The sequence below is a fragment of the Parabacteroides sp. B2-S-102 genome, from assembly GCF_023656665.1.
GTDB classification, from domain to species: domain Bacteria; phylum Bacteroidota; class Bacteroidia; order Bacteroidales; family Tannerellaceae; genus Parabacteroides; species Parabacteroides distasonis.
Genome location: NZ_JAMOKM010000020.1, coordinates 29224 through 55939, shown reverse-complemented (window position 1 = coordinate 55939; position 26716 = coordinate 29224). Strand labels below are relative to the sequence as shown.

Annotated in this window: 23 protein-coding genes and 1 pseudogene; 5 read left to right on the top strand and 19 right to left on the bottom strand. The window is 39.9% G+C overall.

From position 1 onward, the window contains the following. Nucleotides 1-7 precede the first annotated feature (7 nt). From NBH07_RS18865 to NBH07_RS18800, 14 genes are all read right to left on the bottom strand, one after another. Nucleotides 8-868, bottom strand: a complete 861-nt coding sequence (locus NBH07_RS18865; RefSeq protein ID WP_227154289.1) for a hypothetical protein — start codon at nt 866-868, stop codon at nt 8-10. Continuing rightward, a complete protein-coding gene (locus NBH07_RS18860) occupies nt 856-1689 on the bottom strand; it encodes a glycosyltransferase family 2 protein (RefSeq protein WP_005865542.1) in 834 nt (277 codons plus the stop codon). The genes NBH07_RS18865 and NBH07_RS18860 overlap by 13 nt, the downstream gene beginning before the upstream one ends. 1 nt (nt 1690) lies before the next feature. Continuing rightward, nucleotides 1691-2797, bottom strand: coding sequence for a glycosyltransferase family 4 protein (locus NBH07_RS18855; protein ID WP_009018608.1), 1107 nt, complete (start codon nt 2795-2797; stop codon nt 1691-1693). A gap of 76 nt (nt 2798-2873) precedes the next feature. Beyond that, on the bottom strand, nt 2874-3635 hold the full coding sequence (locus NBH07_RS18850) for an acyltransferase (protein ID WP_227154287.1): 762 nt from the start codon (nt 3633-3635) through the stop codon (nt 2874-2876). A 27-nt stretch (nt 3636-3662) separates the two neighbouring features. Continuing rightward, nucleotides 3663-4601 carry a GT-D fold domain-containing protein gene (locus NBH07_RS18845; RefSeq protein ID WP_227154285.1) on the bottom strand — a complete coding sequence of 313 codons (939 nt, stop codon included), beginning with the start codon at nt 4599-4601 and terminating at the stop codon, nt 3663-3665. Between the two features lie 58 nt (nt 4602-4659). Beyond that, a complete protein-coding gene (locus tag NBH07_RS18840) occupies nt 4660-5655 on the bottom strand; it encodes a glycosyltransferase family 2 protein (RefSeq protein ID WP_005865534.1) in 996 nt (331 codons plus the stop codon). Then, nucleotides 5652-6716: an acyltransferase family protein gene (locus tag NBH07_RS18835; protein ID WP_005865532.1), complete on the bottom strand. Its 1065-nt coding sequence runs from the start codon at nt 6714-6716 to the stop codon at nt 5652-5654. The genes NBH07_RS18840 and NBH07_RS18835 overlap by 4 nt, the downstream gene beginning before the upstream one ends. 15 nt (nt 6717-6731) lie before the next feature. Further along, entirely contained in the window at nt 6732-7937 is a 1206-nt protein-coding gene (locus NBH07_RS18830; protein ID WP_005865530.1) for an EpsG family protein, read from the bottom strand. Continuing rightward, the gene (locus NBH07_RS18825; protein ID WP_005865528.1) at nt 7934-9475 is read right to left on the bottom strand and encodes an MATE family efflux transporter; all 1542 of its coding nucleotides are present in this window, start codon (nt 9473-9475) and stop codon (nt 7934-7936) included. The genes NBH07_RS18830 and NBH07_RS18825 overlap by 4 nt, the downstream gene beginning before the upstream one ends. Nucleotides 9476-9576: 101 nt before the next feature. Beyond that, a complete protein-coding gene (locus NBH07_RS18820) occupies nt 9577-12003 on the bottom strand; it encodes a GumC family protein (RefSeq protein WP_009018606.1) in 2427 nt (808 codons plus the stop codon). A gap of 10 nt (nt 12004-12013) precedes the next feature. Beyond that, on the bottom strand, nt 12014-12817 hold the full coding sequence (locus NBH07_RS18815) for a polysaccharide biosynthesis/export family protein (protein ID WP_005865524.1): 804 nt from the start codon (nt 12815-12817) through the stop codon (nt 12014-12016). Between the two features lie 23 nt (nt 12818-12840). Beyond that, a complete protein-coding gene (locus tag NBH07_RS18810; RefSeq protein ID WP_005865522.1) occupies nt 12841-13638 on the bottom strand; it encodes a WecB/TagA/CpsF family glycosyltransferase in 798 nt (265 codons plus the stop codon). Nucleotides 13639-13699: 61 nt separating this feature from the next. Further along, complete coding sequence (locus NBH07_RS18805; RefSeq protein ID WP_005865520.1) at nt 13700-14935, bottom strand: glycosyltransferase family 4 protein; 1236 nt, start codon at nt 14933-14935, stop codon at nt 13700-13702. A gap of 157 nt (nt 14936-15092) precedes the next feature. Continuing rightward, nucleotides 15093-15902, bottom strand: a complete 810-nt coding sequence (locus NBH07_RS18800) for a hypothetical protein (RefSeq protein ID WP_005865518.1) — start codon at nt 15900-15902, stop codon at nt 15093-15095. Between the two features lie 122 nt (nt 15903-16024). Here NBH07_RS18800 and NBH07_RS18795 point away from each other — a divergent pair, with 122 nt between their 5' ends. The 4 genes from NBH07_RS18795 to NBH07_RS18780 all read left to right on the top strand — a co-directional run bounded on the left by NBH07_RS18795 (nt 16025) and on the right by NBH07_RS18780 (nt 17676). Continuing rightward, nucleotides 16025-16285: a DUF4248 domain-containing protein gene (locus tag NBH07_RS18795; RefSeq protein ID WP_009018605.1), complete on the top strand. Its 261-nt coding sequence runs from the start codon at nt 16025-16027 to the stop codon at nt 16283-16285. Nucleotides 16286-16520: 235 nt separating this feature from the next. Then, entirely contained in the window at nt 16521-16994 is a 474-nt protein-coding gene (locus NBH07_RS18790) for an HU family DNA-binding protein (RefSeq protein ID WP_005865514.1), read from the top strand. 43 nt (nt 16995-17037) lie between these two features. After that, entirely contained in the window at nt 17038-17148 is a 111-nt protein-coding gene (locus NBH07_RS18785; protein ID WP_005865512.1) for a smalltalk protein, read from the top strand. Nucleotides 17149-17160: 12 nt separating this feature from the next. Beyond that, a complete protein-coding gene (locus NBH07_RS18780; RefSeq protein WP_005865510.1) occupies nt 17161-17676 on the top strand; it encodes an N-acetylmuramoyl-L-alanine amidase in 516 nt (171 codons plus the stop codon). Here the strand turns inward: NBH07_RS18780 and NBH07_RS18775 are convergent, their stop codons facing one another. The 5 genes from NBH07_RS18775 to NBH07_RS18755 form a co-directional block, all read right to left on the bottom strand. Next, on the bottom strand, nt 17677-18402 hold the full coding sequence (locus tag NBH07_RS18775; protein ID WP_005865508.1) for a tyrosine-protein phosphatase: 726 nt from the start codon (nt 18400-18402) through the stop codon (nt 17677-17679). Nucleotides 18403-18501: 99 nt separating this feature from the next. Continuing rightward, complete coding sequence (locus NBH07_RS18770; RefSeq protein ID WP_005865505.1) at nt 18502-19638, bottom strand: MraY family glycosyltransferase; 1137 nt, start codon at nt 19636-19638, stop codon at nt 18502-18504. Next, the gene (locus tag NBH07_RS18765) at nt 19635-20174 is read right to left on the bottom strand and encodes a UpxY family transcription antiterminator (RefSeq protein ID WP_005865503.1); all 540 of its coding nucleotides are present in this window, start codon (nt 20172-20174) and stop codon (nt 19635-19637) included. Before NBH07_RS18765 ends, NBH07_RS18770 begins: the two co-directional genes overlap by 4 nt. Nucleotides 20175-20669: 495 nt before the next feature. Then, on the bottom strand, nt 20670-21893 hold the full coding sequence (locus NBH07_RS18760) for a tyrosine-type recombinase/integrase (RefSeq protein WP_005865498.1): 1224 nt from the start codon (nt 21891-21893) through the stop codon (nt 20670-20672). A 203-nt stretch (nt 21894-22096) separates the two neighbouring features. Beyond that, nucleotides 22097-26032, bottom strand: coding sequence for a hybrid sensor histidine kinase/response regulator transcription factor (locus NBH07_RS18755; protein WP_009018604.1), 3936 nt, complete (start codon nt 26030-26032; stop codon nt 22097-22099). A gap of 184 nt (nt 26033-26216) precedes the next feature. Here NBH07_RS18755 and NBH07_RS18750 point away from each other — a divergent pair. After that, nucleotides 26217-26618, top strand: a pseudogene (locus NBH07_RS18750) (glycoside hydrolase family 20 zincin-like fold domain-containing protein); the annotation flags it as partial. Nucleotides 26619-26716 lie beyond the last annotated feature (98 nt).

Below are 26716 nucleotides of genomic sequence, written 5' to 3'. Positions count from 1 at the left end.
CTATCTTTTAACGTCTTTTCCTGCATGTCGCATATACCTGTGAAAAGAATCCTATGATTGTTTTTCTCAATCCCACAAGTCTCATCGTGAATATAAGCGGATGCTGAATTTTGTTCTCAAACTTCTTTAATTGTATATCTTCCATATTTAATATGACAGGAAGAGCCACTTTCAAGAAAGGGATACCATGATGTGTTGATCTAAATGGCAGTAAATGGATTCCCTTTGTGTCTCCCAAATATGACCGCTGCTCGATGTCCCATCTGGATTGATTGGAAAAGAAATAATAAATATTCATCATAGGCATAATAAATGGGACAATATCAAAATACTTCCTATAAGGACCATCCTTTAATCTAAAGATTAGCGGATTTGTCTTTTCATTACTCTTTGTTAATAGGGATGTCAATTCTACTTGAGGATTGAAAGCAAATACCCTTTCGACTTTGAGGATGGAACCATACAAAATGGCCGCATAACCACCTGCTGAACTGCCAGACATGATAGTACGGTATCCATCGGTTTCATTTTTCAGAAATTCGATTAGTCTTTCCGGAGAATCAATGCTTTGGTTGATACCGGACAAATACCACTGCTTGAATACATCACGAACAAAAATATGTTTATACGCTTTTTCTATCCTTAAATTATACCATTCAAAGAAGTTTTTCTCTACAATCCTTTTCCTGAAAATATCTTCAACGTTTGGATAATATAGATCATTGCTGCAAAAATAGACAGCACAATACGTTTTATCCTTACATTGTTCATTATACTCAATCAGATAGTTGTGTTGGGTATCATACACATTACGTACAATATCCGAATCTGTTTGAAAAACAAACATGGATTTATTTATTGTTTCCATAATTGCGGAAATAAAACTCTTATATGAATTGTAATAAAATGCTTGACGGCTGTCACAAATCCGATGTGCCTTTTTTCAAAAAGGAAAAAAGGTATCGGTTCTGCATACCCTAAGGGGGAATAAAGATTTTTTATCCGCCTAATGAACGGGATCTCTTTTCTTGCCCATGCAGGCAACTTTGGATTGCTCTCGCAAATGCCTAGATATCCAGTAGCAACATAATTCTTAAAGCCGGCTTTCCGTACCCTATATCCATAATCAATATCTCCAATGGCATGACGATAAGTCCAATCAAGATTGCCAACCTTTTTAAAAACACATTGTGGTATCAAAACGCAATTTCCATTAAACTTTTCACATTCCTGCAACTTTCCATTAGGAGTTATTTTTTGCGAACCATCATATCCGCTATACGTAGTAACGCCTTTTTCCCTTAACCTCATTGGTGCTACTATTACGGCCTGATGATTGCATTTTGCAGAATTATCTAACAAAGTAAACAACGCACCGTCAAATAAATAGCTATCATCATTCAACCATAGATAAAAATTATAATCTTGTTTGGCAGCTTCTTCCCATGCCCTATACATTCCTCTGTTCCAAAATAAGTTACCATCACCTTTGATAATATGAACTTTCGGGAATTGCCTTTTAATCGCTTCCGGTGTTCCGTCCGTACAACCGTCATCGGTTAGATAAATATCGAGGCGCAAATAATTTGGCAATACTTGTTTATAAAGATTTTCCAAACATCTCAATGTTTTATTCTTCCTGTCATGAACTGTCAGTAATACGGCTATGTTTGCCTCTATCTGTTCCATTTTAAGATCCTTGATATAACTTGAATATTTGCCTTACGTTTGTTGGCAGAAAAAACTTTCTCATAACCATTTCATATCCGTTCTTGATTATCATTTCCTTTTCACCGCTGTTTGTCCTTAGCTTTTTGATTGCTTTTACGATCTCAGTCGATTGCTCTGGTATCAATAAAGAGCACAACTGTTCTTTATTGAAATCCCGCAATCCGGGAACATCATATAATATTGCCGGAATTTTGCAAGCCAAGGCTTCTATAGTAGTTAAGGAGATGCCTTCATAGTGTGAAGTCATAAGATATACATCAGAAACAATAAGGAATTTTCTCACCTCTTTTTGATTTCCCATAAAACGAATTTTGTTCTCAACTCCAAGTTTTCTTGCCAAAGTTTTTTCTTCTTCGGTAGTATCTCCTTGTCCAAGGTGAAGATACATTAGATTATTTTTTTCTTTTAGCAAATCGGGAAGTGCTTTGATAATGTCATGATGCCGTTTATTAACACTACAACCTCCTACGGAAATTATAACAAAACTATCTTTTGAGATGCCAAGTTCTTTTCTAACAGCTTGCTTCTCTGCCTTATCAGCCGGAAAGAATCGTTTATTCCCAAACCAATTATAGATTTTTATCGTGTCATTATGATAATATAAACGTTCATTATCGTACACACTATCTGATATCGTTTGGAATTTACAACTCAACAAATTCTTTGCACTCCATCTTAACCATATATGGTAAATGTATGAAATAGGTCTGGACTTAAAGCAACTATGAAAAGTGTAGACAGAACGTATTCCCGCCAGACATGCAACCAAAGCCATATCCCATTTCATATTCGATGCATGGGTATGAATGACATCTATTCCTTCTTTTTTCACCAACCGGACTATTTGTTGGCAATAACTCCATCTGGTAATCAATCCACTCGGACAAGGTAGATGATATACTTTGTAACCTGCATCTTTAAACATGTCGGCATATTTACCCAACCTTTCTGCCGAATTTATAACATACAATTCACACCCAAGGCTTCTAAATTCATCGGCTGCATCAACATACATGATCTCAGCCCCAGAAAATTTCAATTCGTATAAAACATGCAATATTTTCATCGCTTATAGAATTACAACTTTTTAGTTACTTTGTGGATCAACAATTATTCAATAAATATACTACAGCTTCATTTCATCATTCATAAAAGAAAAAATCTGATTCAGCTAACCACATTTCAGTCATCTTACTTTTTTTGAAGAAAGCTCTGATTTCCATCTCTTTCTGTGCGGAAAAAACACGCTGATCCCCTAATCGAACCACTTTACCAGGACTACCTGCTATAAGTATTCCATCATCATGGTAACCTAAAAAACTCTTATTCACAAAACTCCTACTTGCCACAATGGTATTGTCGGGAAGTTGAGTACCCCGCATAAGGGTAGTAGAATTTCCAATCCAGTTCCTATTCCCCACTTCGATAATTCCCACACAATCCTTTACCAAGCCGTCTTTCTGAAGTATATAATGAAAGTTCGTATCACAACAAACACAATCGAAAGCGAACTGGCTATACGCTCGAATAAATATCCGATTGTTACATAAGATTTTACATCCACCTGAAAAACAGACATTTTCTCCCAGTTGCAATATTCCATCATTGATGCGCAAAGTACAGCCTGAAGAGAATTGAACGTCACCTTCTAGTACCATCGTACCATTTATCATAAACAATAATGAGGGAGCTGGGGTTGGATAAAAATATTCATGATTCTTGGCAAACTTGACTATTCCAAAACGAGGAGAACAGAGAAGCTTTACCGAAGAATTACTTATGATTAATTGCGTTTTCCCATAAATGACAATCGGCAAATGAATAGCTTGCTTGAAAGGAAGCAACTTAAAGTTTACAACCAATGTCTTCCATACATGAAAATGATATTTTCTGTATGTCTTCATGATTAATCGAAGTAAAGCATACATAAATCACCAATAACAATTGTTTTCTACTTTATCGCTATGTACCGTACGATATGCGTCTGGACTAACCCATGCAGGATTAGAAAAATATTTCAAATAGCAATCTTCTGGAAGCCCCACATCAAGTGCAATTTGTGGATTTTTCCAACGAATACCCTTGATACCAAACATCAATTGCAAGCCACCGCCAAAATGAACGGCTTGTTTGCCTATTTTTTTCACATGTGCAGCCAAAGGAAATCCATAAGCTCCGCATCCTATCAGACAGATATCAAAATCCGCTTTTCCTATTTCCCGCTTCATCCATTCCAGTGCGTCAAACCAATCTTTGAAACCTTGGTTGTCGCCACCCAGACTTTGTACAGCCTTTACTGTCCTTAGCTCAAAGTCCGGCAAAACATCTTTATTGTCAAACAAATCAGAACGACGGGCGTATTGCGCTTCGATCAGTTCGGCAAACGGATGAATCACAACAACCTTCTTCCCTTTCAATACTCTTGACCAAGGTCGAGATGTTACGAATGGATCAAAGAAAGATAAGGGTATAAATAATGGATTGCACATATAAGGTCGGAGAATATGTAATCCTCTCTGTACGGTCTCAAAAGACCCACATATATCCAGCAAAGAAGCGTCTTGAAGCATCATTTCGCAAAACCGGGAAAGATGCTCAATGTCAGGAGGGAAGAATCCACTCCAATTTTGCATTTGGTTCATGACGTTCTTGTTCCACCACCAATCAGAGACATCACCTCTCAGATATTTTTTTAGAAGAGGTTTTCCTTGGCGAATGCTTAAGTAATTGAGAATGCAAGCCATTTCCGTAGCTCCGAAGCGTGCAATCATGCAAGGCCTCTTGGAATCAAGTAAAGTATAGATTGCATCCGAAGCTTTCAGAGGATCGGTTTCTTCAACTATGACGGCTGATTTCTGAAATCCAGTCATCTTGCCATAAATTTTACGCAAGCTCCTCCATAGCACTGTTTCTATGTACGTCATTTGTTTACCAATTTAAATATTGTGGATTAATTTTATTCAAATCACATTTATCACCCCATGTAGGATACCTTCTTAACCTCCAGCGAACTTTCGTCAGGTTTATGTAAAGAATAGCGACTCTTGGATAATGCGCTATCAAGCTGAGCTCAAAAGGATAAAACAACTTTTTGACATCAAAGGAAAGACGTTGTATAAAACGGAGCAACGCTTCGTTATCTTTAAGAGAAAGTCTCCTTTTAAAGTCATGAAACAAAAAATACCTAAGATAAATATTCAAAGATTCATTCCCTTTTTCACTTACCCGCAAGCTATCTTCCATACCGATATTGTAATACATCAATTTGGATTCTTCAGCTTGAGGCGTATTGGGGTTTTGAGTCGTTTGACCTGGCACATCCCCCCTATACTTATTTAAAGGAATACCACAATAAAAAACTGGCGCTATCAAAGCAACAGCTTGTATAAGAAGATAATCTTCGTGATAAATCATGTGTGGAATATACCTATGCGTCCGATTAAATACGCTTTTCTTTAAGACAGTTCCGCTTGTCTGCCCAAACAGAGAAACATTATGAAACAGATTAATTTCTCCTTGATAATTCTCAAATCCTTTTGGTATACAATAAATAGAGCGAGAAGCACCTTGAGCGATAAATGCACATAGAAACAATCCGCATCGGGGGTTGTTTTGAATATGTTTGGTCATGATTTTCAGATAATCGGGATGCCATTCGTCATCGCCATCAAGCAAGGCTACATATTCACAGCGAGCTTCTTCTACCCCCCTATTCCGAGCGACACTTACGCCTTGATTTTCTTGATGAAATATCCGTATCCGGTTGTCGTGAAAATGTTGCTGGATTATCCCCACTCCATTGTCAGTCGATCCGTCATCGACTATAATGACTTCAAAATCCTGATACTCCTGTTTGAAAACCGCATTCAAAGTATGCACAATCGTATGCGCTTTGTTGTACAAAGGAATGACAATAGAAATCATATTACTTTTATAATTTTGTTATTAATATACTTCGATCCGCGATTTAGCATGAATGCCGTTACTATGGATAGTGTATAACATACTATTATCAATGTACCTCCATAAGAATAATAGTTTTTCGATAAATAAATAAAAATACCATGTACAAGATATAATTCATAGGAAATTCCTCCTAAAAATTTAAGACTAGTCAAGTTTACAATTCCTAATACCTGAATCACCCATACCATCACTATGGGCAATGTGACGTTTAATGCGATGAGAGAAGCGATTTTCATTCCATCAGAGACAAATCTGAGATAAATGAATATAAAAACCAACAAAAACAATATTGATCCAACAAAAAATGAGATCAGTTTTTTCCGCACAAACGATTGAACACCCTGGCTCATACAGGCATATTCTATACCAATATTAAAGGACAAGACGGACGTATACCACCAATAACCCCAGCCCAACAATAAAATGCAAGCGATATAGGCAAAAGAGCCAATCCACATCCAATTCAACGCTTTTCTACCTTGCACTCCGCATATGGAAAAAACGGCATGAAAAAAGATGTATAAAATGAAAAGTGCATACATATACCATGAATTGGGCAAAGGAGGGTTGCCTAAAGTCATTTCGTAGCAAATATTCCATGCAGACAGATGTTCAAAACACATCCTTATACAGATAAAAATACAGGTCGCAATGAGTAAAGGCGGTAACAGTTTCAAAAACCTTTTTTTATAGAATGAGTCCAAGTAAATTTTCCCTTTCTTATGTAAAGAAGCCATCAAACCATATCCGCTTATGAAAAAGAACATGGATACGGCCCCTCCTCCGAAAAAGGTAAACTGACTGACAAGCATACGAAAAGACGGCGATAAGCCCGGAAAAGAAGTGACACCGGACAAATGATGCAAAACGATTAACAAAACCAATATGCCCCGCAGGGAAAGGGTTCGGTCTACATTGAACGGACTGAACAATATCTGTGTTCCATTCCACCGATGTCTGAAAACAGTTAATCCCGCAAGAATCACCAATGCAATATAACAAATGCAATATAAGTACATGAGTTTATTTATCTGTCACAGGTAATCGAAAATACTTCTATACACGATGTCGTTAGAAGAAGCCAACCAAATAGATGGTGTGCTGAAAAAGCGGAAAGCAAAGCACAGCGGAACAGTTATCAAATAATAGTCACATAAACTCCCCTTTGCCGTAAAGAAATAGGGAACCACTAACGGCATGAAAAAGAAACGGATGATGAAATAACGGGTCTGCATGAGCGGCATCGAGGTCATGAGCAGGCACATGGAAATCAAAATCAAGAACAAGTTGTTAATATAAAGTTCGCACTTTCGCCGTTCGCTATCAAAGAAAAACGCTTTGACATAAAGAATAACCGTAACCGCCAAGAACGGATATACCGCCGAAGGCTGTATAATATCTTTCAATGCATATGCATTTGAAGCGGTAGCTAACCGCTGGAATGCATAAAAGCTACTGGAGGAAAATATGGACAGGTTGGTAAACAGGATGTAAAGTAATCCAAATCCCAAGACGATGTAGATGTAAAAGCGAAAAGAAGCTTTCTTTCCTAAACGAATAAACAAGAATGGAATAAAAAAACCTGTCATAGTATGCGTGAAAAAAGAGATAACCAGCAAAGGATAAAGAATACGTCCGTTGGTGCATCTTTCAATAATGGCATACAGCATCATTGACATGGCGAACTGCTGGCGCAGCAAATTATTGCAGATGCCATTCACTTCTGTCACAAAAGCAAATAGGCACAAAGAAGCAACAAGGAAACGGGGGTCAGCTTGAATATAGTTCCAAAATTTATAAATGGCAGCAAATGTGAACATATAGGTCAAAGCAACAATGAAATTCGCATAAGAAAGGAAATCTCCGTCAAACAGATAATAGCCTATCAGATTAAATGCCTGCCAGGCATATTCCTTTGTCGTGAAAAAAAGATAAGTGAGTGTGTCGGTTATTGCCGCATTATGAAAATTATAATAATAGTTCCCCGCCCAGTCACTCGGCTCTCCTAAATGGAATGACCGTGTAGACTGCAAACACCACATGAACAAGGTAAGAATAATGACCAAGTAGAATGCCATTGATTTTTCTTTTGAAACAAAAACAAAAAACAATGTTGACAGTACCCCCAAAAAAGGGTTAAGCAAAAAAATCAGAGCCAATGCTGCCTGAATTTTCCAAACTGCTTTATTGTCGGTTATTTTTATCTGACAGTCCATCAATGATACCTCCCAATAGTTCATGATTCCTTTTTATTTGTCTTTATCAAAATAAATAGGCTATACAAGATTCTCCTTTCTTCCTTTTGGCAGCAGATGCAATAGAATGAGACTGCAAATATTAACATGGTCAATGTCACCGAGAAGACCAAGGAAGATATGGAATTTACAGCAATCGCCATCATACACGGATATGCAATGACCAATGTGAGCAGGACGGATGCGGATACAGGTAGTATCGCTTTAAGGATAAAATAGCGAGCCGGTATGTTACAATCAGTTCTTGCGCAATACAAAGCTATGGAATAAGTCATTATCGCACCAAAAAGCAATGCGATTATATACATGAAATAAGGTTGAAAACCCATATGGAAAACTATATATATAAGAGGTAGCTGAATGATATTGGTAAAACTGCTTAATATCTTAAAACGCCTGATACGACCAGTGGCTTCTATTGCCCTTGGAACGGTTACACACAAAATGTCGACAAAGGTCTTCAACAACTGAAAACGGATAAACACCACAGTCCACTCTGGAACTTCTTTTAGCCATATTTTTAAGATGTAGGGTGCCTCCAGAAATACAGGAATCGCAATTATCGAAAATAGTGCAGATGAGAATTTGGATCCATAAATTACAGATTTCAAAAACAGATTCCCATCATGGGCACCTGCACTCTTTCCAATTACCGGATTCAAAGCTTTAGTCATACCCGATGATAAAGCTTGTAGCTGCCCGTTCAGTTGAGTCGTGATACCCTGTGCCGCATTCAGAAGCGTTCCAAAAAAGTGGTTCAAAAGAACGCTTTGTCCCTGTATACTAATGATTACAATCATTGTATTCAACAGATTCCATCCGAAAAAACTTGCCATTTCTTTCATCGTATCCCGATCGAAATAATGTTGTATGGACAAGGTACATTCAGCATAATGTTTATGGCAATATAATAGCATGATAGAAAGAGTGATAAACGGAATACATGCCATCAATACCCCATAAACTATCAGCCTGTCATGCGATGCATATACACAGGCAAATGCCACAAACAGTTTTAAGACAGATTCCAGAATACCTACAAAAGCATAATAGCGCATATTCTCACGGGAATTAAGTACCGCATCGTATGGAACAGTCATGACCGTAAACATCGTACTAGCCACTAATCCCCCATAAACTATTTGGGCGGCATGAGCTCTTTCCATGGGTATGTTCAGAATCCCGTTAAAAAAAATATATCCATTGATTATCAATGCTATTCCCGCAACAATTGCCACAATGAAATGTAACAGGATACTAACATTGAATATTACCGTTTTCTTCTCATAGTTTCCGGAACCTTCGGTGTAGGACATAAAGCGTTGTGTGGCACTTGCCATGGATATATTTAGGAATCCCAACATCGCAATGGTGCCCCCAACGATATTAAATACGCCAAAATCCGAAGCCCCCAACGCCTGAAGAATGATACGGGTGGTGTACAAAGAGATGAACATAGTGATGCCCATCCTAACATACAGATAACCGGTATTCCTAATTACACGTGCGACCGTTGTCGACATAGTATCTATTACTTTCCTGTTATATATTCAAAACCTTTATCTGATTGTATTGCCAGTCATTGCAACGAACCTCATCTACAAAGCGCTATGGTATGCAATAATCAATTCTCATCTGTATAGTAATTATAAGAATGATATCCATATTTATAACCATAGTGTCCACCCCCCATGTCAGTCCCGTTAAGAACAAGCGACATGTTTTTATATGTATTTTTACGATAGATTTTTTCCAGTTCCGGCAACATGGCGCGATCCAGAAAACCTGCCCGAACTATAAAAATAGTGTAGTCGGCATATTGTCCAATGATCTGAGAATCCGCCATGATGTTGACAGGGGGACAATCAATGAAAATATAATCGTACCGAGTACGCACCTCCGCCAGCAGTTGTCCAAAACGGGCGTTGAGAAGTAATTCGGTCGGGTTCGGCGGAATGGTACCTACCGGAAGGACATGTAGATTATCGGACAAAAACCGTTTCCCATTCTCATCAGTGTATTCTGAGTCAGCATCCAGTTCTATTTTCGAAATGAAAAGTTTCTCGATGTCATTGAATTCACCAGCCAGATAATCACTCAACCCTTTTTTGTGAAAGTGAATAAACTTGGATATGGCATTCCTACGCAAATCGCCATCAATAATCAAGACTTTACTTCCTTTGACAGCCAGACTAATTGCGGTATTTATTGTAAGAAATGTTTTTCCAGAACCTTGAACGAAAGAAGTCAGTATAATTATTCTTGATTTTTGTTCCTTATTCACAATAAATTCCAGATTAGTCCGCAATACACGGAAAGCCTCATTCATGATGTCGCGTTTTCCATTCTCAACAAGTATGGCTGGAGAGTCCCAATCTGTTTTCTTTCCGTGAAAGTAATTTTTTCTTCTCTTTTTGGAATTCCACTGCGGAATTTCTCCGAGGAACGGTAAGGAAAGTTCCACCACATCCTTTTTATCACGTACTTTCGTATCTAAACTCTTCTTGATGAGAAGAATGGTTGCTGGTATCAATAAAGAGAGGACAAATGCGAACAGAACAATTTTTCTCTTTTGTGGCTCTACAGGAATATCATTTCCATAAGGAGGTGTTATGACACGTGTATTGTTGGTGATGAATGCCTGTGCCAGTTCGTTTTCCTCCCGCTTTTGAAGTAAAAACAGGTAGAGAGATTCCTTCACTTTCTGTTGCCGTTCAATAGATAGCAGGAACTTAGCTTGGCTTGGATTTGCCGCAAGATGTGCCGTAACCTGACTTTTGTCTTTTTGAAGGCTTCCTATCTGCATCTCAAGTTTGTGGTATTGGTTATCTATGGAAGCGATGATGGCTTTACGTAATTCAGCCAGAACTTCGTCCATATCCATAACCAGCGGATTCACTGTGCTACTATTGGCCATCAATCCATTACGTTGCAGTAATTTCCCATTATATTCCGATATTTGATTTTCGATACTCATATTCTCAATGCCGGAGTTGACAGGTAACAATTTCTCCTTGTTGGCATTGTCCAACAGATAATTCCGAACATAGCGAGTCATATATAATTGGTTGTTCAACGATAAGAGTTGTGCGTCAGCAGCACTGTTCTGTGATATGTATAAGTCAGAAGCTGCCTGTACATCCGGAAGCAAGTTCTCACTTTTATAAGAAGATATGTTTTCATCCACGCTTCCCAACTCACGTTCTATTATATTAATACGCTCGTTGATAAACATGGAGGTGGCCACCATTATCTGATTTTTGTCTTTCATCCAATTCTCGTTATAAACAGCTACTAACATGTTGAGTATTTCTTCTATTCTAGATATGCTGGTATCTTTGAAAATCAATTCCACAATAGAGCTTTTTTCATTGTACTGCGTGACGGTAAGTTTGTTGTTGAAATTTCTTATCGTAGATAACAGGGGATCTATCGTAACATGCAGGACATATTCGTTATCGGCCGTATATATGGGCGTAGGCTCAATGAGCAATCGTCCCAATGGAGATGCTATCGTATCAGAAAGAGTGGCACTGATGTCGGAAGGAAGTGAAATCGCATCCCCTTTCCAGATAAAATCTGATAACTTAACTTTGTTGCCTTGGAGGTGCATAGTAAACTCTCCGGACTCGTTACCCTGCCAATCGGGCATGGATACCAAGACGGGTAAGAAAGGACCATATAGTTCCTTACCATGAAACCTTCCCGGAATGGCATAATGAATGTATAGATTCAACCGCTTCACAACTTCGGTCATAATGGAAGGAGATTGCAGGGCAACTATTTCGTCCAAGACATTCGATTTAGGCTGGATGATACCTAAATCTTCAAAAGATTCGAAATTCGAGGGAAGCGATTTGCCTTGCATGTCACTTTGAATTTGTATCGTCATGGTACGACTAAAAACAGATGGGGATCTTAGTACATATACTACTCCCATACTAGTAATCAACAATATGGAAACCACAAACCATTTCCAATTTAAGATACAAAGAGAAATAAAATCTTTTATTCTAATAAAGTCTATTCTATCTTCTTTAGGAATTTCCATAAAATACGAATTATAAAAAGATTGATATTAATGAGGCAATAAGTGAGGTCACAGAAATCCAGAAAGATGTACTCCGAATCGTATTGCCATTGACCGTGGATTGATTGGCACGGACATTACCCGGTTCCACATAAACAATGTCATTCTGTTGCAAATAGTAAGCTGGGGATGAAAACAGATCCTCTGCGGAACATAAATTTACGCTATAAGAATACCGTGTGCCGCCATTCTCTCGTAATACAAATACTTTGTCCCGTTTGCCATAGATGGTCAAGTCTCCGGCCATACCGATAGCATCAAGCAGTGTGACCTTGTCCCGGTCTATGCTATAGCGCCCCGGCGTTTTCACTTCACCCAGAACCGAGATGCAAAGATTGGCGAACTCGACTGTTACCACAGGGTCTTTTAACAATTCGCGGGAAATCAACTCCTCTTTTATCAATGAGGCGATTTCTTTCCTTGTTTTTCCGTTTACATTTATTGCCCCCAATACCGGAAATTCTATATACCCCTCCAAATCAACCGTATATGAAAGAATACCGGAATTATTACTTGTCGTGCCAATAGCTTTAGCCGTGATTGCCAAATTGAATAATTCAGCCAACTGAGGTTCCCTGCTGTTTATCAGAATCGTTATCTTATCGCCGGGGAGCACTTTGATATAGTGGGGAGAGAGTGAAGTGAAAAGTTCACTCTCTCCGGGTTTCAAATCTTGAAAATAGGCTATTCTTTTACTTGAAGAACAAGAAGCTAAAAAGCACAAGAATGTCAATACAAGCAGGTACTTGTCTAATTTCCGGTAAAATACTTTCATAAAATCAATTGGGTTAAGGATTATCATTCCTTTTCGTTAGTTTCATTATCGTTTTCTCTGAAGAAACAGTTGTTATTATATACTCCCGTTTTTCGTTTTCGTTCGATTTCCCTTAGTAGCAATTCTGGCAGAGTAAATAGAATCATTCCACACCGCTTCAATTGCTTCTTGGGTTCTCTGAATATTCTGTACACGAACTCCAAGTGCCATTTGATGATCCACTTTGGAGCACGCCTTGCTTCCACGCCACTATAGAATTTAAAAACAGCCCCAACCGCAATCATGACCCCTCGTTTCAAATGGGGCTTTAATCTATCCATAAAATATTCTTGTTTAGGAGCTCCCAAAGCTATCCAAATAATATCAGCCTCGTCAGTTTCTATTTCTTTGGCTATGTTGGCATAATCAAATTCCTCTACCGACATATAAGGAAGTTCCAAGAAGGTCATATCAGCCACATCCGGGTTTTCTTTTGACAAATTGCTCTGCAACCCTCTCAATATGGCTCGTGATGTTCCCAAGAAGATCATCCTGTACTTCCTGCTATGAATGATGTCCATAAAGATTTGGCTTCCGCAATATTGCTCATAACGCTTTCCGTAAATCCAATGGATATACAACGGGACGTAACTGCTGTCACAAATGGAGAACATCCCACCATTGACTGTTCTCAGATAGTCAGACTTCCTGTTCGCTGTGCCCAACACTACACCATCTACTACACAGATATAGTCAGAACCTAATTTTTCCAGCTGCCGTGCTATAGAAGTATGAACCCGTTGTTTGTCAAACTCGTAGTGGATATTAAAGAATGTATTCATAATAACATAATGAATAGGTTTATTGTACAATCAATAAGTAAACTTAATCAGTCAGAAGAAATTATTTTTTTAATATTTCCTCATAATGCCTTACTAACTTTTTTGCTTTTGCTTCCCATGTTAGCTCTTGTCTCTTTTCTAACATTCTGGTTGATATGTCATTCAAGACAGCTCGGTTTTGATATAATAGTGAAAGTTCATGAGCAAAATCTTGAACTGATTTATAAGGATTAGATAATTCAACTGTAATACCTGCAAAATCTTTTACTATAGGACCAAAACCGCAAGTGTTAAAACACAGTATCGGCAATCCTACCGTTATGGCTTCAAGCACCACCGTGGATGTAGCTTCCATGATTGAAGTAAAAAACATCAAATCAGATGAAGCCATCATCTTCAGAATTTTATCATGAGACACATTCCCATGCCAGTGGCATTTCGAGGCTATTCCACAAATTTCGGCCATACGTTTCATTTCATTCACGGCATCATCGTTCCCTGTACCACAAATATGCAGTTCCACATTCCGCTGATTCATGGCTGTTATTGATTTAATCGCTATTGGAAGTTGTTTGCGAAAGTCAAATTTTCCTATCCATATAATTTTAAAAGGCTCGTCAGATTTACTTGTTTTTCTCCGAAAAGTAGAATTGGAGTCAATTCCAGTTTCATTGATTAGTAAACTGTTTTTCTGATAGTGATTCGATAGGATATCACTGACACTTTTTACAGCGGAAATTAATATATCCGCTTTTTGAATGGCTGCATGAACCCTTGACGAATATAAGTATTGATATTGGTTAATTATATTTTTAAGATAATTAAACAACCTCTGCTTCATTGGAACTCCTAGCAGATATTCCATTGGCATCAATTCCATCCCTCCGATGGGTCCCCAAACAAAAGGAACTTCTTTGATCTTCCACAAATAACCTGGTTCACGAAATCCAATCATATTCAGTTGATGAAGAATATCTATTCGGTTATTTTTTATAATTTGTTTCGCTATTTTCAACGTTTGTTTTTGCCAGTTCCGATAATACCAGTAAAACCTCCAGTCACCTTGGTTCCAACACATCTTTCTCACTTTAGTGGGAAGTGGATTGTAATAAAAATGAAGATGATCCTTTTGAGAAAGTGACATCATAGCCTCCTCTATGTTATCCCGAAATTCACCCTCAGTTATCACATACACATTGCAGTATCTGGCGATGTTGACAACCCAATTCCACCCCATTCCTTGTTCGCTGCCCCAATAAGGATTGACAGCATAGGCATTTACAAGAACATTTATCATTTTCGTTTAGTGCTCAAATTAGAGTATACACCAATGTATAGGCACTTTTATAGTACCTATCTAGTGTTATGTTAAAAATTAAACGTCAGATAATCCCAAGTCTACTTATCTTGTAACTTCACTGTACTGATTATACTATGATTGAGCCCTAATTTGACTACCAACCACTCATCTCACACTCAGCCAATCTTTGTGCATGACTCAGTGACAAACTTCTTATACCTTTATATATAGATATGTATTCCACCTCCGGATCTTCTTCTCCAAAGATAGAACGTAGATTGGCGATAGTTACCAGCATATCTTTTGCCGCACCCTCCAGTTGAAACCAATTTAAAGTTCCGGGGGGATCGAAAACTTGGGAAACATTATAATAATCATTAAGAGACATGGAGATATTTTGGGCATCATCCCAACCCTGTGTCGATTCGCAATAGTTACCTCCAATTTCCAAATCACTCTCTTCAACCTTAACTAGTACAGCATTACTTGCCGAAGCCAACTGCATGATTTGACGAATCAAATCCTCATTATCTGTTTGGAACCGGATCTGTATGGTTACATCCGCAGTTCGAGAAGGACTATTGGCTCGCTGCCGGGTAAGACAGGCTTGTCGTAACCGAGCTTCCTCTGTTTTACGCTCAGCCTTTACATCACAATCGTCCAGCATTTTCCGCACATGGAAGGTCACGGAATGGGGCTTGGCTGTTTTTTCCATACAAGTGAAAGGCAGTAAAACCGTAATAAATTTTTCACTAACGGCCTTGACCGCATCTATGTCACACGACACGTACATCGCCCGAATGGCTTTTATCGCTAAATCGGCATTATGATTACATGTCTCCAACAATTTTATATATTTCTTCGCTTTCTCCATACCGTGGAAATGCCATGCCAACTCCAACACATTGTCCGGTTCTTCGGGATAATGACGGTGAAGTGATTTTTTATATTCTTCTTTATTCATTGTATATTATATGGAGAGAATTACCCCTTGATTGTTTTTGAAGTGTTTAGATATTTTTTGCAGATATTCCACGCTTTGTCACAAACTATATAGTTTCGCAATATCATCCGGATGTAAAAGCAATGAACAGTTTTCACCTAAAACTCTTTTTTAATATGAACAACACGAATTTCCGAATCCGCCCGTACTCCAAAAGGGAGTTGGCGAGGCTCTATTTTCCGGATACGGTCAACGAGGAATCTGCCATCGCAAACCTCCGCAACTTAATGAAGCATAACCCCCACCTGATCGCCGAATTGAAAGGAGCGTACTATAAGACTTATAACAAGACGTTTACACCTAGGCAAATAGGCATCATCGTACAGTATCTCGGTGAACCGTAAGCGGGGACTGAAGCCATTAGTTATTCACTTCCCGAGCCGCTAGTTATTCACTAGGTATAGCCGTTAGTTATTCACTTGACAAGCCATTAGTTATTCACTTCGGAAATGCCTTAAACGAAACAACCGGAATGAAACCGAAAGCATCGGAAAGTGAGGTTTTCGACTTCCTTACTTTTGTATCAGTCAATGACATTGATAAAAATAACAGAGTATTCACTATTAAAATTTTAACATTATGGCACAGCCTTTTTATGCTAGAAAAATCGATTTGAACATTGGCCCTCGTAAGGGAGAAACTGTTTACAGTGCTCAAGCTTATTATTATGGTACAATCACTACCAAGCAGGTGGCTACCCAGATCGCACAAGAGTCGGCCTTGACACCAGCCGACGTGATCGGGGTCATCGAACGTCTCGCTTATTTCTGCCAAACCCACATGGCGCTTGGTTACAAGATCAAGCTGGACGGATTGGGCATCTTCTACAACGAGTTGCTCACCGAGAAAAGCGTAAGCACACCCAAGGAGGTGACAGCCAAGCTGGTGAAAAGTATCCGACCGGCGTTTAACGCCGAGTATACGATCCTTAACGGGACGTTCCGTTATGCGCTCCTGCCCGAGAAAACCAATTTGGTGAGAATCGACTTTAAGGGTGGGGTACCTATCGTAACTCCCGAGGAAGGGGATTCCGAAAGCCCCGGTGAGATCTGATTTTCATAAACTATACATTATTTACCTCAAAATTTGAACAGACATGAGCAAATCAAGTAAAATCGATTGGAAGAAAATAGTCCAAGCTATCGTACAGGCTATTATCGCAGCCTTAACGGCATTAGGTGTATCTTCCTGTGTTTCTCACTTCTAAATTCTAGTGACAATGACGCAAGAAACATTTCCCATGATTGTCGGCGGAGAAGAGACGCTCAACGAGCGTACCCTGCTGACGCAAGTGGAAAGCGGATTAATGATGAATGGGGCGGACTCTGTCCGCTTCATCGTCATACATTGTTCCGCTACCCAAAGTGACCGTGACTATACGGTGGAACAGCTTCTCCGTGACCATAAGGTACGGGGATTCCGTACCATCGGCTATCATTTCTATATCCGCAGGAGTGGAATCGTGACACAGCATCGCCGACTGCTGGAAGTAGGTGCCCATGTCCGTGGACTCAATCGTTGCAGCATAGGTATTTGTTATGAAGGCGGATTGGATGAAAGCGGCAAAACCGCCGATACCCGTACCCCGGAACAGAAGGAGCAATTGAGGGAACTCCTGTGGAAACTCCACACGCTCTTTCCTCATGCGCTTATCGTGGGGCATCGTGACTTGCCCGGCGTAAAGAAAGCTTGTCCCTGCTTCTCGTGCGATGAATATCGTTACTTGTTCCATTAACTATCCCGGGAAATGTGTCGCTATGATGCCTTGCAACATTCGAGAGACATTTCCCGATATTCTTTTCTTCATAACACTTTCTTTCCAAAGCTTAAGGCTATGAATATCAGTTCCACAGAGTTGATAATAGCCGTTTTTCAGTAGCCACTCCTCCTTACCTCGAACCTCCGGACCATATGCACCAATCAAGGAAAGGAGATTCAATTGGAACCTCACGTTCATACCTTTCAATCGCCAATAATCTTTCTCATTCATATAGGTATATCGTTCGGGATGCGCCAGTACAGGTATATAGCCTTTTGCCTTGATCCGAAGCAGAATATTATTTAATCCCATCGGAGGATTAAAATAGGAAGTCTCCACTAGCAAATGTTTTTGAGCCTTGCCAATCGGCAACAAGTCTTCCGAGGCCAGTCGCTCCTCAAATAAGTTATCCAACATGTATTCCGCAGCTAAATGGAGAGCTATACCTCCGGAATAATATTGAAGAAGAAGCTGGAAACGTTCTCTCAATTTCTCGCTCGTGTTGGGAATGTCTTCCATGACATGGGGAGTAAGCCAAATAGATTTAACTCCTAGTTTCTCCAAACAATCCAACGTATCCAAAGATTCACCCAACGTCTGTATACCATCATCCACCCCGGGTAATATATGTGAATGGTAATCAGTAAATCCCTCCAAAATACCGCTTCCCACAAGACTGGTCTGCTTTTTGAAAAACCACATCCTATTTATTCCTCTTTCGTATATCCAGCGTAGCCGTAATGGTAGCCATATTTGTAGCCATAACGGTTACGAATAATGAGAACTCTTATTGATATAAAATTAATTGATTTCATTGATGCTACTTTTTTCCTTGTAAAGGATGATACACCGGTTGATGATAAGATGTATCAATGCCCACAACAACATATTTAGTACCAATAACCAAGTAAGATTTAAAACCGGGGACAGCAGGATATTCATCCCTATGAAAAAGAAGGAGATTAACAGGACCGTCACCAATACCGTACGGACACGCATACCAGTCCGCAACAACTTATGATGGATGTGATTCTTATCCGGTAAGAAGGGATTCCTGCCTTTACGTAATCGATGCAACACCACACGGAAGACATCAAGAAGAGGAACCAAGAGCGTCGAGAATGCTATAACCATATAAGGGTTTGTCCGGACCTCCCCATCTGAATGTACGACACTTAGTTGTATTACCAAGAAGCTGAGGATATAACCGATCGTCAAGCTTCCTGTATCCCCCATGAAAAGTTTGTGCCCACGCTGAGCGTTGCCAAAAACGTTATAGAACCAGAAAGGTATCAATATACCTAACGTAGCTAACGCCAACAATGCATAAAAATAAGATCCGTTAGATATACAGATAGCCGCCAATACGGTAAGCGCGATACAACTCAAGCCGGAAGCCAAGCCGTCTATACCGTCAATCAGGTTAATAGCGTTGGTTATATAAACGACTATCAAAACCGTCAAAGGAATACCCACCCACGAAGGAAGCATATAAATTCCGAACAAACCGCCTAACGAGTTAATCCATGCCCCCGGCAACACCAATAGGATCGCCGTAAAAACCTGAACAACAAATTTGTAACGATAACCGACACCCACCAGATCATCTGCCACACCAATGAGATAAAGTAGCATACAACCACTGACCCAAAACAGTAACTCCAACAAACTTCGATCGGTTAGCAAACGAGCTATCGGAATCCCAACGCAATGGAACAGACCGATTATCAAACAGAGCGACACGAGTATCGCCGGGAAGAAAGAGATACCTCCCAAGCGGGGAACAGGTATGGAATGCACCTTACGCTCGTCGGGCTGATCAAACAATCGTTTCTTATAGGAGATCAACAAGATATTGGGGATAAGTATCAATCCCTGTAAAATGGATATCAAAAAACCACCTGATAAAAAAAGACCGGTCTCTATTATCGTTCTCATATTTTTTGAATAAAGCTTTGTGGGATATAGGAGGTCGCTACGGCACAGACCCCCTGAATGGCGACAACCAAACGGCTGTTTTTCTTGATCCTGCAGATATATCCTTCCGCCCCCTTGAATTTCCCGTCAATCACTCTCACACGTTCTCCCCGACAAAACTTGGTACTGTCAGCCCCCAAATATTCCATTCCTTTCTCGCCGGATGACGTGACCAACATGAAAATATTCATCTCCCGGTCCGGAATGATAAGTGGCACCTTTTTCAATTCCTTATCTCTTGTATACAGGATCACCTTGTCCGTGAATTGCCTCTGTATCTCCATCGCACGCAATGTCGTAGAATGAAAGAACAGGATTGAACTGATAATTGGTTTACGTATGATCTTTCTTACTCCATTCCGCATGACCACCGCATACTCACAAGGGAAATAGCAATCGATATCATCCTTCTTGAGGGATTCCTCGATCTCAAAAACTTTGTTATAAAATACTTTTAGCGCAAACCAATGGTTGCCGTCAAGTGTTATTGTTTTCAATGAATTATACCGTTTTTATTCATGTACAAAGAGGATATACCTTCCATTCCTGTATTTCCTTATTTTTTGATTAAAGGATATACAGCAATCAAGGTTAATCCGGCTATTTTTATATAAAATTCCGAAATGAGGACCATTCCTGACTACAGTGAATGGGAAACCCTAACCCTATATTTCTACCGTTTCTTGGTAAGAAACAGTACAAATAGTTATTTATCTTATTATCAAATATATAATATATATATAAACTACTTTTTTACTCGGTTTACTCAATTTGATACTCGAAAAAAGATAAGGTTGTTGTCGAAAAAAGTATACACTCTCATTTTCCAGACCAGACAAAGAATAATAGAGAAGAAAACAATTAACGTATTTATATACGCTATTTGTTAACGAGTTACATCAACAGAGGATACAATTTATATCCAAAAATCCCCCCTTTATTTTTTTGTTTTGCAGATTATAATTACATTTGCGACGTATTTCTAAGATTTCTTACCAAGAGACAGTAGAATTTAGATCTTTTAAAATCCCATTATTCGCATTGTCTATCAACGAGTTATCCAAAGAGTCCAAATAAATAAGAGTTGTTTTCTCGGAGGTATGTCCCATTCCTGCGCTGATAACCGCAACAGGGATATTATGATTGCGTGCAGCGGTAGCCCAACTATGGCGGGGAGTGTATGAAGATAGAGGCAATGTCTCACCGATTAACTTCCCCAATCGCTTTAATTTCTGATTATGGTAATTCAATCCCGTTTGGTATTGCAAATAAGCCCGATCCGGATTTTCATCGGTAATGATTGGAAATACATAGGGAGTTTTCGAAGAGTCCGATAGATATCGTCTCAAGATCGCCTCTATACAAGGTTCAATACGCAACGTCAGGTTTTGACCGGTCTTATGGCGACAGTAAGTAATTACCCCTTTACCTATATTTTCTTTTTTCAAATAAGCCATATCCACAAACGCCATCCCTCGAGTACTATAGCTGAATACAAACAAATCCCGGGAGAGAGCCAAAGCCGATGAATAAGACAGGTCAAGTCTCTGCAATTTCAAAATGGTCTTTTCACTAACGGCACGTTTCGATGTCTTGGCGATCCCGGTATATACCTCATGAAAAGGAAAAGCTTGCTCCACAAGTTGCTCTTGTACAGCTTTATTATAAGCGGCACGCAAGATTCTCATATAAAATGAGCTACTATTCTTACTCACTCTCCTTCCCCATAGCCATTTCTCATATTTGCAAGCCGTATCGGAGTCTAATGCGGTGAGAGGTATATCACAATTCTCTAAAAAAGAGGAAAAGCTGTTCAATGTTCGTAAATAATTACGGGAAGTACTGAATTGACCGCTATCATGAAGGAGTCCAATCTCTTTTCTCAAATAGTCCAACATTCCGGTTTCAGTTTTTGGAGATCGAAATCTCCCGATCACATCGGACAAGGTGTATTCATTCCCTACAGCATCTAATTCCCGAATGATTTTCCGGATCGCAGCTAAGTCCGCATTTATTCGTTTCTGATAAGAAAAAATAGTTTTTTCATTGTCAGGCGTAACAACCAACTCTCGTTTCTCCCCATTCCACCAATGAGGAAATATCCGCATATCGGTAGTTATTTGCCTATTCTCCTGTCTGTGACAAAGTTGGTAACAGACAACACCCGCTTTGCCTCTCACCGTCGATGGACGAAATTTTACTTTTATTGTAGCCATACTTTTTTAAGCCAATTTTACACTAGCCAACCCGAAATGTCAATAGGTAGACAATAATAATTATCATAGAAAATCTATCATAATGTCCTCATTCAGGAGCTATTTAAAACATATGACTCACCCAAAAAGTTGTTTATAGGAGATATCTATCAGATTTTGCTAAAAAGATTGAATTTATGAAAAGAATAGTCTGCAACTAACACTTAATTATTTCGACGATATTCGGTTGGAGTGACCCCATAGCTTTGTTTAAAAGCCGTACTAAAATAACGAGCGCTGGAAAAACCGACACGGTCCGCTACTTCCTGAATACTCATATCCTTATGAGATGAAAGCAACCGAGAAGCCTCGACCATACGAAACCGAATCACATAATCACCAACCGAGACATCCGACAAATGACTGAACTTGCTATAAAGCGTCGTTCTACTCATCGCCATCGCAGAGGCGATAAAAGGCACATTCAAATCCGGATTACTCAAGTTCTCCCGAAGCAACGTATTCAATTTACACATGAATTGTTCGTCCGCATTGCTTGTCGCATCCTCTTTTGGAGAGAATAGACAACCGGACTCACGATAACGCACACGAAGTAGGTCTCGCTGTCTCAATATATTCCGCAGAATCACCAACAAGGAATCTATATCAAACGGCTTCGCCAAATAGATATCCGCCCCTGATTTATACCCCTCTACCGAACTTGCTTGATCCACCCTAGCGGTCAATAGAACCACAGGAATATGGCTAACCGCTACGTCGTTCTTGATTCGGTAACACAGCTCAAAACCATCAGTCCGAGGCATCATGACATCACTGATTACAATATCCGGCTGACATTGACCCAAGATTTCCCAAGCCTCTTCCCCGTCTCCGGCTACAAAAACCTCCTTAAACTCTGCCTGCAAGACACCGAGTAAGTAGTTACGCAGCTCTATCTCATCTTCAACCACCAACAATGTATATTTAGCAAGCTCCGTATCTACCTGTACCCCGCGCACATCTGTTTCCGGCTTGTCAGTGCCCTTCACGCTTAAATCGATAACGCTATCCGGTTCCGCGGCAACAAACGCTTGCGTGAAAGGAAGGTCGAAATAGAAAGTGGCACCTCCATCCTCATTATTGTAAGCACCTATACTTCCGCCATGCAACTCTATAAGTTTCCGGGCATAAGCCAACCCGATCCCACTCCCTTTACGGTCGTGTTCACCTTGGTAAAAACAGGTAAAAAGACGGTTTATATCCACATGTCTCAATCCGATCCCCTGGTCCGCAAGGAAAACCCGCACATGCTTATCCATACGCTCCGTACCAATGACCAATGAGGTATCCGGATCGCTGAATTTCATCGCGTTTATCAATAAATTAGATAAAACGACACGACATTTGGAAGTATCAAAGGGTACCTTCTCTACCGAAGCATCCAACTGGAACCGCACAGAAATCCTACGGGCTTCGAATTCCATGATAAAATCATCCGTTACCAATCGTATCCAATCGTTAAGATCGTAAAAACGAATATCCATAACATCGCCGTTCGTATCAGACTTCTGGGCATCGAGCACCATATCGACGATCTCCCGCATCCGGCAAGTTTGCAACAACAAACCATCCAATTGCCGGGATACATCTTTATCCGTCACCTTTCCGGATTTCAGCAAACGTTTGAGCGGAGCATAGATCAAAGTAAGCGGCGTACGTAATTCATGGCTGATGTTCACCATGAAACGGACTTTTTCCTCATAAAACTTTCGTTCATGTTCTTTCATGGCCCAAGCAAGTTTCCGTTCTTTGCGTCGCATAACAGACCAGATCATCCCTCCAATTGCCGCAAACGCGATCACCCCCATCGCAATCAGGAACCAAGCGCATCTCCACAAAGGAGGCTCCACATCTACTGCCAATAATCTCAAAGGAACACTCCAGTCTCCATTCTTCTTGCTATAGGAAACCCATAATTCATAGTTGCCCGGAGAAAGCGCCGGAAATGTAAATGCATGGCTTGAAGTCTCCAACAACTCCTCACGGTCTCCCTTGATGTAAAAACGGAATAATTTCTTCCGCATCAAATCCTTCTCTTTCACGATAACACTTAACCCAAAAGAAACATAATCCCACGGAATGGAAATAGCCTGTTCCCCGGATATACCATCGGGATGAATCGGAGCCCCATCTAAAGCCAAATTAATCATGCTTACAGAAAAATCCTCTTCCTCATGAATGTCATAGTCGGGCCGTATCCTAACCAGCCCTTCCACCCCAGAAATATAAATATTACCGGAAGAAGCCTCAAAAGCAGGTTCCGGAAGAAACTCACGTGTAAAGACACCGTCAGATTCCCCAAAAACGATTACACGCTTCTCATCCGGTACATACGCATACAACCCTTCATGAGTACTTATCCAAAGGCGATCAGAACGATCAAACGCAAGAGACGTTACCCCAATAAAACGATCCTGATCAACCGTGTCCAATCTTTCCGAGAGACGGTCATAAACATATAGACCGGAAGATGTCCCCAACCAAAAACGGTTATCTTTATCTTGTTTTACCGCAAGTATCGTACCGATATCCTCATTCCTCACAAATAACGGACGTAGTTGCTTATGCGGGATATCCAACACATACAAAGCTGCGGAAGAACTTATGTAACAAGAATCGCCTTGTATGAAACGGGGTGCAAGCAAACTTTGCGGTAACAGATCTTCCGGTAAAGGCTCAAATTGTTGTTTCCGCCGATTATACACAGACAAATGATTATCGGATAAAAGACAAAAACAGTCCTCGTCTAAAGGAAATAAACGAATCGAATTACCTCGTAAGAATAAATCCTTTCGCACATGCCCCCAATTTAACAAAAACTCCCGGCATTCTCCTGTATTTTTATTAAAATGATAAAGCCCTACACCAAACAAAGATAACAACAATTCCGAATCGCTATACGGCATGATAGACACCACCTTCATCCCCGCAGTCTGAGGATATTTCCGGAAAGTCTCTTTTTGCGGATCAAACAAATCAAGACCTCCCCCATCCGTTCCTATCCAGATTTTCCCATCACGATCTTCATACATGGAAGTGACCGACTGAAAACTCAAACCGTAAGAAGCCCCGGGAGGAGCATCCCGATAAGTCGTCATAAAAACAGGTTTGATGCCGATCAATCCTCCCCTGATACTGCCCGCCCAAACATTATCCTCATCATCGATATACAGACAGGCGAAAGAATTTACCGGCAACGAATGGCGATCGCCCGGAAGATGCATAATCGCTCTTACGGTCTTATTTTTGTAATTATATATATTGATACCACCTCCGTCCGTCGCCAGCCAAAGTTCGCCATCTTTCTCGCACATATCTTGCACGATATTATGAGTCAATCTCTCCGGGGTTTCCAAATGCTCCTGCAATCTCCCCTCTCGATCATAACAAAAAACACCTTTATTATAGATAGCCACCCATATTCTCTTGAATGAATCTATATACATGGAGGGGATATTCCCTTTGGGGATAAACGACACACGTTCCATATCTCCGGTGTCTAGCGAATACCACCAAAGCCCTTTTTCCAGAAAAGACAGTATGACCTTCCTCTCTTTCTCGTCATACAAATAAACATAATTAGGCGAAAATTCAAACGGACTTTCCTTGAACTTACACCGGATCATTTTCTTTTCCGCATAGGAATAACAAAAAACACCTTGCTTCCCTAAAAAATAGATTCCTTCCGGCATGAGGAGGCTACAAGCAGCGACCATAGGTTGCCCGTCTATTTCCTGACGCATAAATTTTTGGGTATCACGTTCGAAACATGCCAATCCGCGACTAGTCCCTACCCAAATATTTCCCTCCGCATCTTCCTCCAAAAAAACTATATCATTATAAGGAAGAGAATGCGGGTTCTCCCTCTCCTCCTGATAAACGGTAATCTTTTCCCTATCGAAACGATTCAACCCAAACTGGGTACCAATCCACATAACCCCTCTTTCATCTACCAGCACACATTTTACGGAAGACTGCGATAATCCGTTTTCCAAAGAGATTTGTTTAAAATAATACCTAGGAGCTGCATAAAGAGACTCTGTTAAACACACTAAAAACAGTAATAGATATAATTGTAAAAACTTCCAAAATACTCGCATAGTTGTATATCACCCATTGTTCGGCAAAAATACTAAATCGTCCGAAATATAAGGCTTGCAGAGTATAAAAAAACGTTTTTTGAATTTTCACGGACGATTTTGGACTCAAGAAAATATCCTTAAAGCATAGATTTGCAGCAAGTGAAAAATTAAACAAAAAAGCATATCATTAAAAATTATTCTTATGTTACGTACAACGGGTATATATTTTATTATTTTGGTTATGATACTTGTAAAATGTTTCCTTCCGGACGAAAAACCGGAGATCATTCCTTTCCCCTTGCAAAGTGTATCAGACAAAGGTGATTTCACATTCAACAAGGCAACCCTCATCAGTGTAGAAAATGAAAAACAGGCTATGATCGCTCGGGAGTTGACCGATCTATTCACGCTTTCCGCCGGATTCACCCCGGAAATAAAAATACAAGACAAACGAGCCAATATCATATTCCGCACAGACAGAGAACTAGCGGCCGAACATTATAAACTGAATATAGCCCCCTCTTGTATTCTAATAAAAGCATCCGGACAAAAAGGTTTCTTTTACGCAACGCAAACCTTACGTTTTCTGCTTCCTCCAGCAATAAACAGCCAAACTCAGGTAGAGAACATTCAATGGAACGTACCGGGAATGACCATACTAGATGGCCCCCGATACAGCAATCGGACCGTGGCAATACACAC

What these genes read in the sequence shown, in the direction of transcription:
- NBH07_RS18865 (WP_227154289.1), bottom strand. Translation starts at nt 868, where the DNA reads ATGGAAACAATAAATAAATCCATGTTTGTTTTTCAAACAGATTCGGAT.
- NBH07_RS18860 (WP_005865542.1), bottom strand. Translation starts at nt 1,689, where the DNA reads ATGGAACAGATAGAGGCAAACATAGCCGTATTACTGACAGTTCATGAC.
- NBH07_RS18855 (WP_009018608.1), bottom strand. Translation starts at nt 2,797, where the DNA reads ATGAAAATATTGCATGTTTTATACGAATTGAAATTTTCTGGGGCTGAG.
- NBH07_RS18850 (WP_227154287.1), bottom strand. Translation starts at nt 3,635, where the DNA reads ATGAAGACATACAGAAAATATCATTTTCATGTATGGAAGACATTGGTT.
- NBH07_RS18845 (WP_227154285.1), bottom strand. Translation starts at nt 4,601, where the DNA reads ATGACTGGATTTCAGAAATCAGCCGTCATAGTTGAAGAAACCGATCCT.
- NBH07_RS18840 (WP_005865534.1), bottom strand. Translation starts at nt 5,655, where the DNA reads ATGATTTCTATTGTCATTCCTTTGTACAACAAAGCGCATACGATTGTG.
- NBH07_RS18835 (WP_005865532.1), bottom strand. Translation starts at nt 6,716, where the DNA reads ATGTACTTATATTGCATTTGTTATATTGCATTGGTGATTCTTGCGGGA.
- NBH07_RS18830 (WP_005865530.1), bottom strand. Translation starts at nt 7,937, where the DNA reads ATGAACTATTGGGAGGTATCATTGATGGACTGTCAGATAAAAATAACC.
- NBH07_RS18825 (WP_005865528.1), bottom strand. Translation starts at nt 9,475, where the DNA reads ATGTCGACAACGGTCGCACGTGTAATTAGGAATACCGGTTATCTGTAT.
- NBH07_RS18820 (WP_009018606.1), bottom strand. Translation starts at nt 12,003, where the DNA reads ATGGAAATTCCTAAAGAAGATAGAATAGACTTTATTAGAATAAAAGAT.
- NBH07_RS18815 (WP_005865524.1), bottom strand. Translation starts at nt 12,817, where the DNA reads ATGAAAGTATTTTACCGGAAATTAGACAAGTACCTGCTTGTATTGACA.
- NBH07_RS18810 (WP_005865522.1), bottom strand. Translation starts at nt 13,638, where the DNA reads ATGAATACATTCTTTAATATCCACTACGAGTTTGACAAACAACGGGTT.
- NBH07_RS18805 (WP_005865520.1), bottom strand. Translation starts at nt 14,935, where the DNA reads ATGATAAATGTTCTTGTAAATGCCTATGCTGTCAATCCTTATTGGGGC.
- NBH07_RS18800 (WP_005865518.1), bottom strand. Translation starts at nt 15,902, where the DNA reads ATGAATAAAGAAGAATATAAAAAATCACTTCACCGTCATTATCCCGAA.
- NBH07_RS18795 (WP_009018605.1), top strand. Translation starts at nt 16,025, where the DNA reads ATGAACAGTTTTCACCTAAAACTCTTTTTTAATATGAACAACACGAAT.
- NBH07_RS18790 (WP_005865514.1), top strand. Translation starts at nt 16,521, where the DNA reads ATGGCACAGCCTTTTTATGCTAGAAAAATCGATTTGAACATTGGCCCT.
- NBH07_RS18785 (WP_005865512.1), top strand. Translation starts at nt 17,038, where the DNA reads ATGAGCAAATCAAGTAAAATCGATTGGAAGAAAATAGTCCAAGCTATC.
- NBH07_RS18780 (WP_005865510.1), top strand. Translation starts at nt 17,161, where the DNA reads ATGACGCAAGAAACATTTCCCATGATTGTCGGCGGAGAAGAGACGCTC.
- NBH07_RS18775 (WP_005865508.1), bottom strand. Translation starts at nt 18,402, where the DNA reads ATGTGGTTTTTCAAAAAGCAGACCAGTCTTGTGGGAAGCGGTATTTTG.
- NBH07_RS18770 (WP_005865505.1), bottom strand. Translation starts at nt 19,638, where the DNA reads ATGAGAACGATAATAGAGACCGGTCTTTTTTTATCAGGTGGTTTTTTG.
- NBH07_RS18760 (WP_005865498.1), bottom strand. Translation starts at nt 21,893, where the DNA reads ATGGCTACAATAAAAGTAAAATTTCGTCCATCGACGGTGAGAGGCAAA.
- NBH07_RS18755 (WP_009018604.1), bottom strand. Translation starts at nt 26,032, where the DNA reads ATGCGAGTATTTTGGAAGTTTTTACAATTATATCTATTACTGTTTTTA.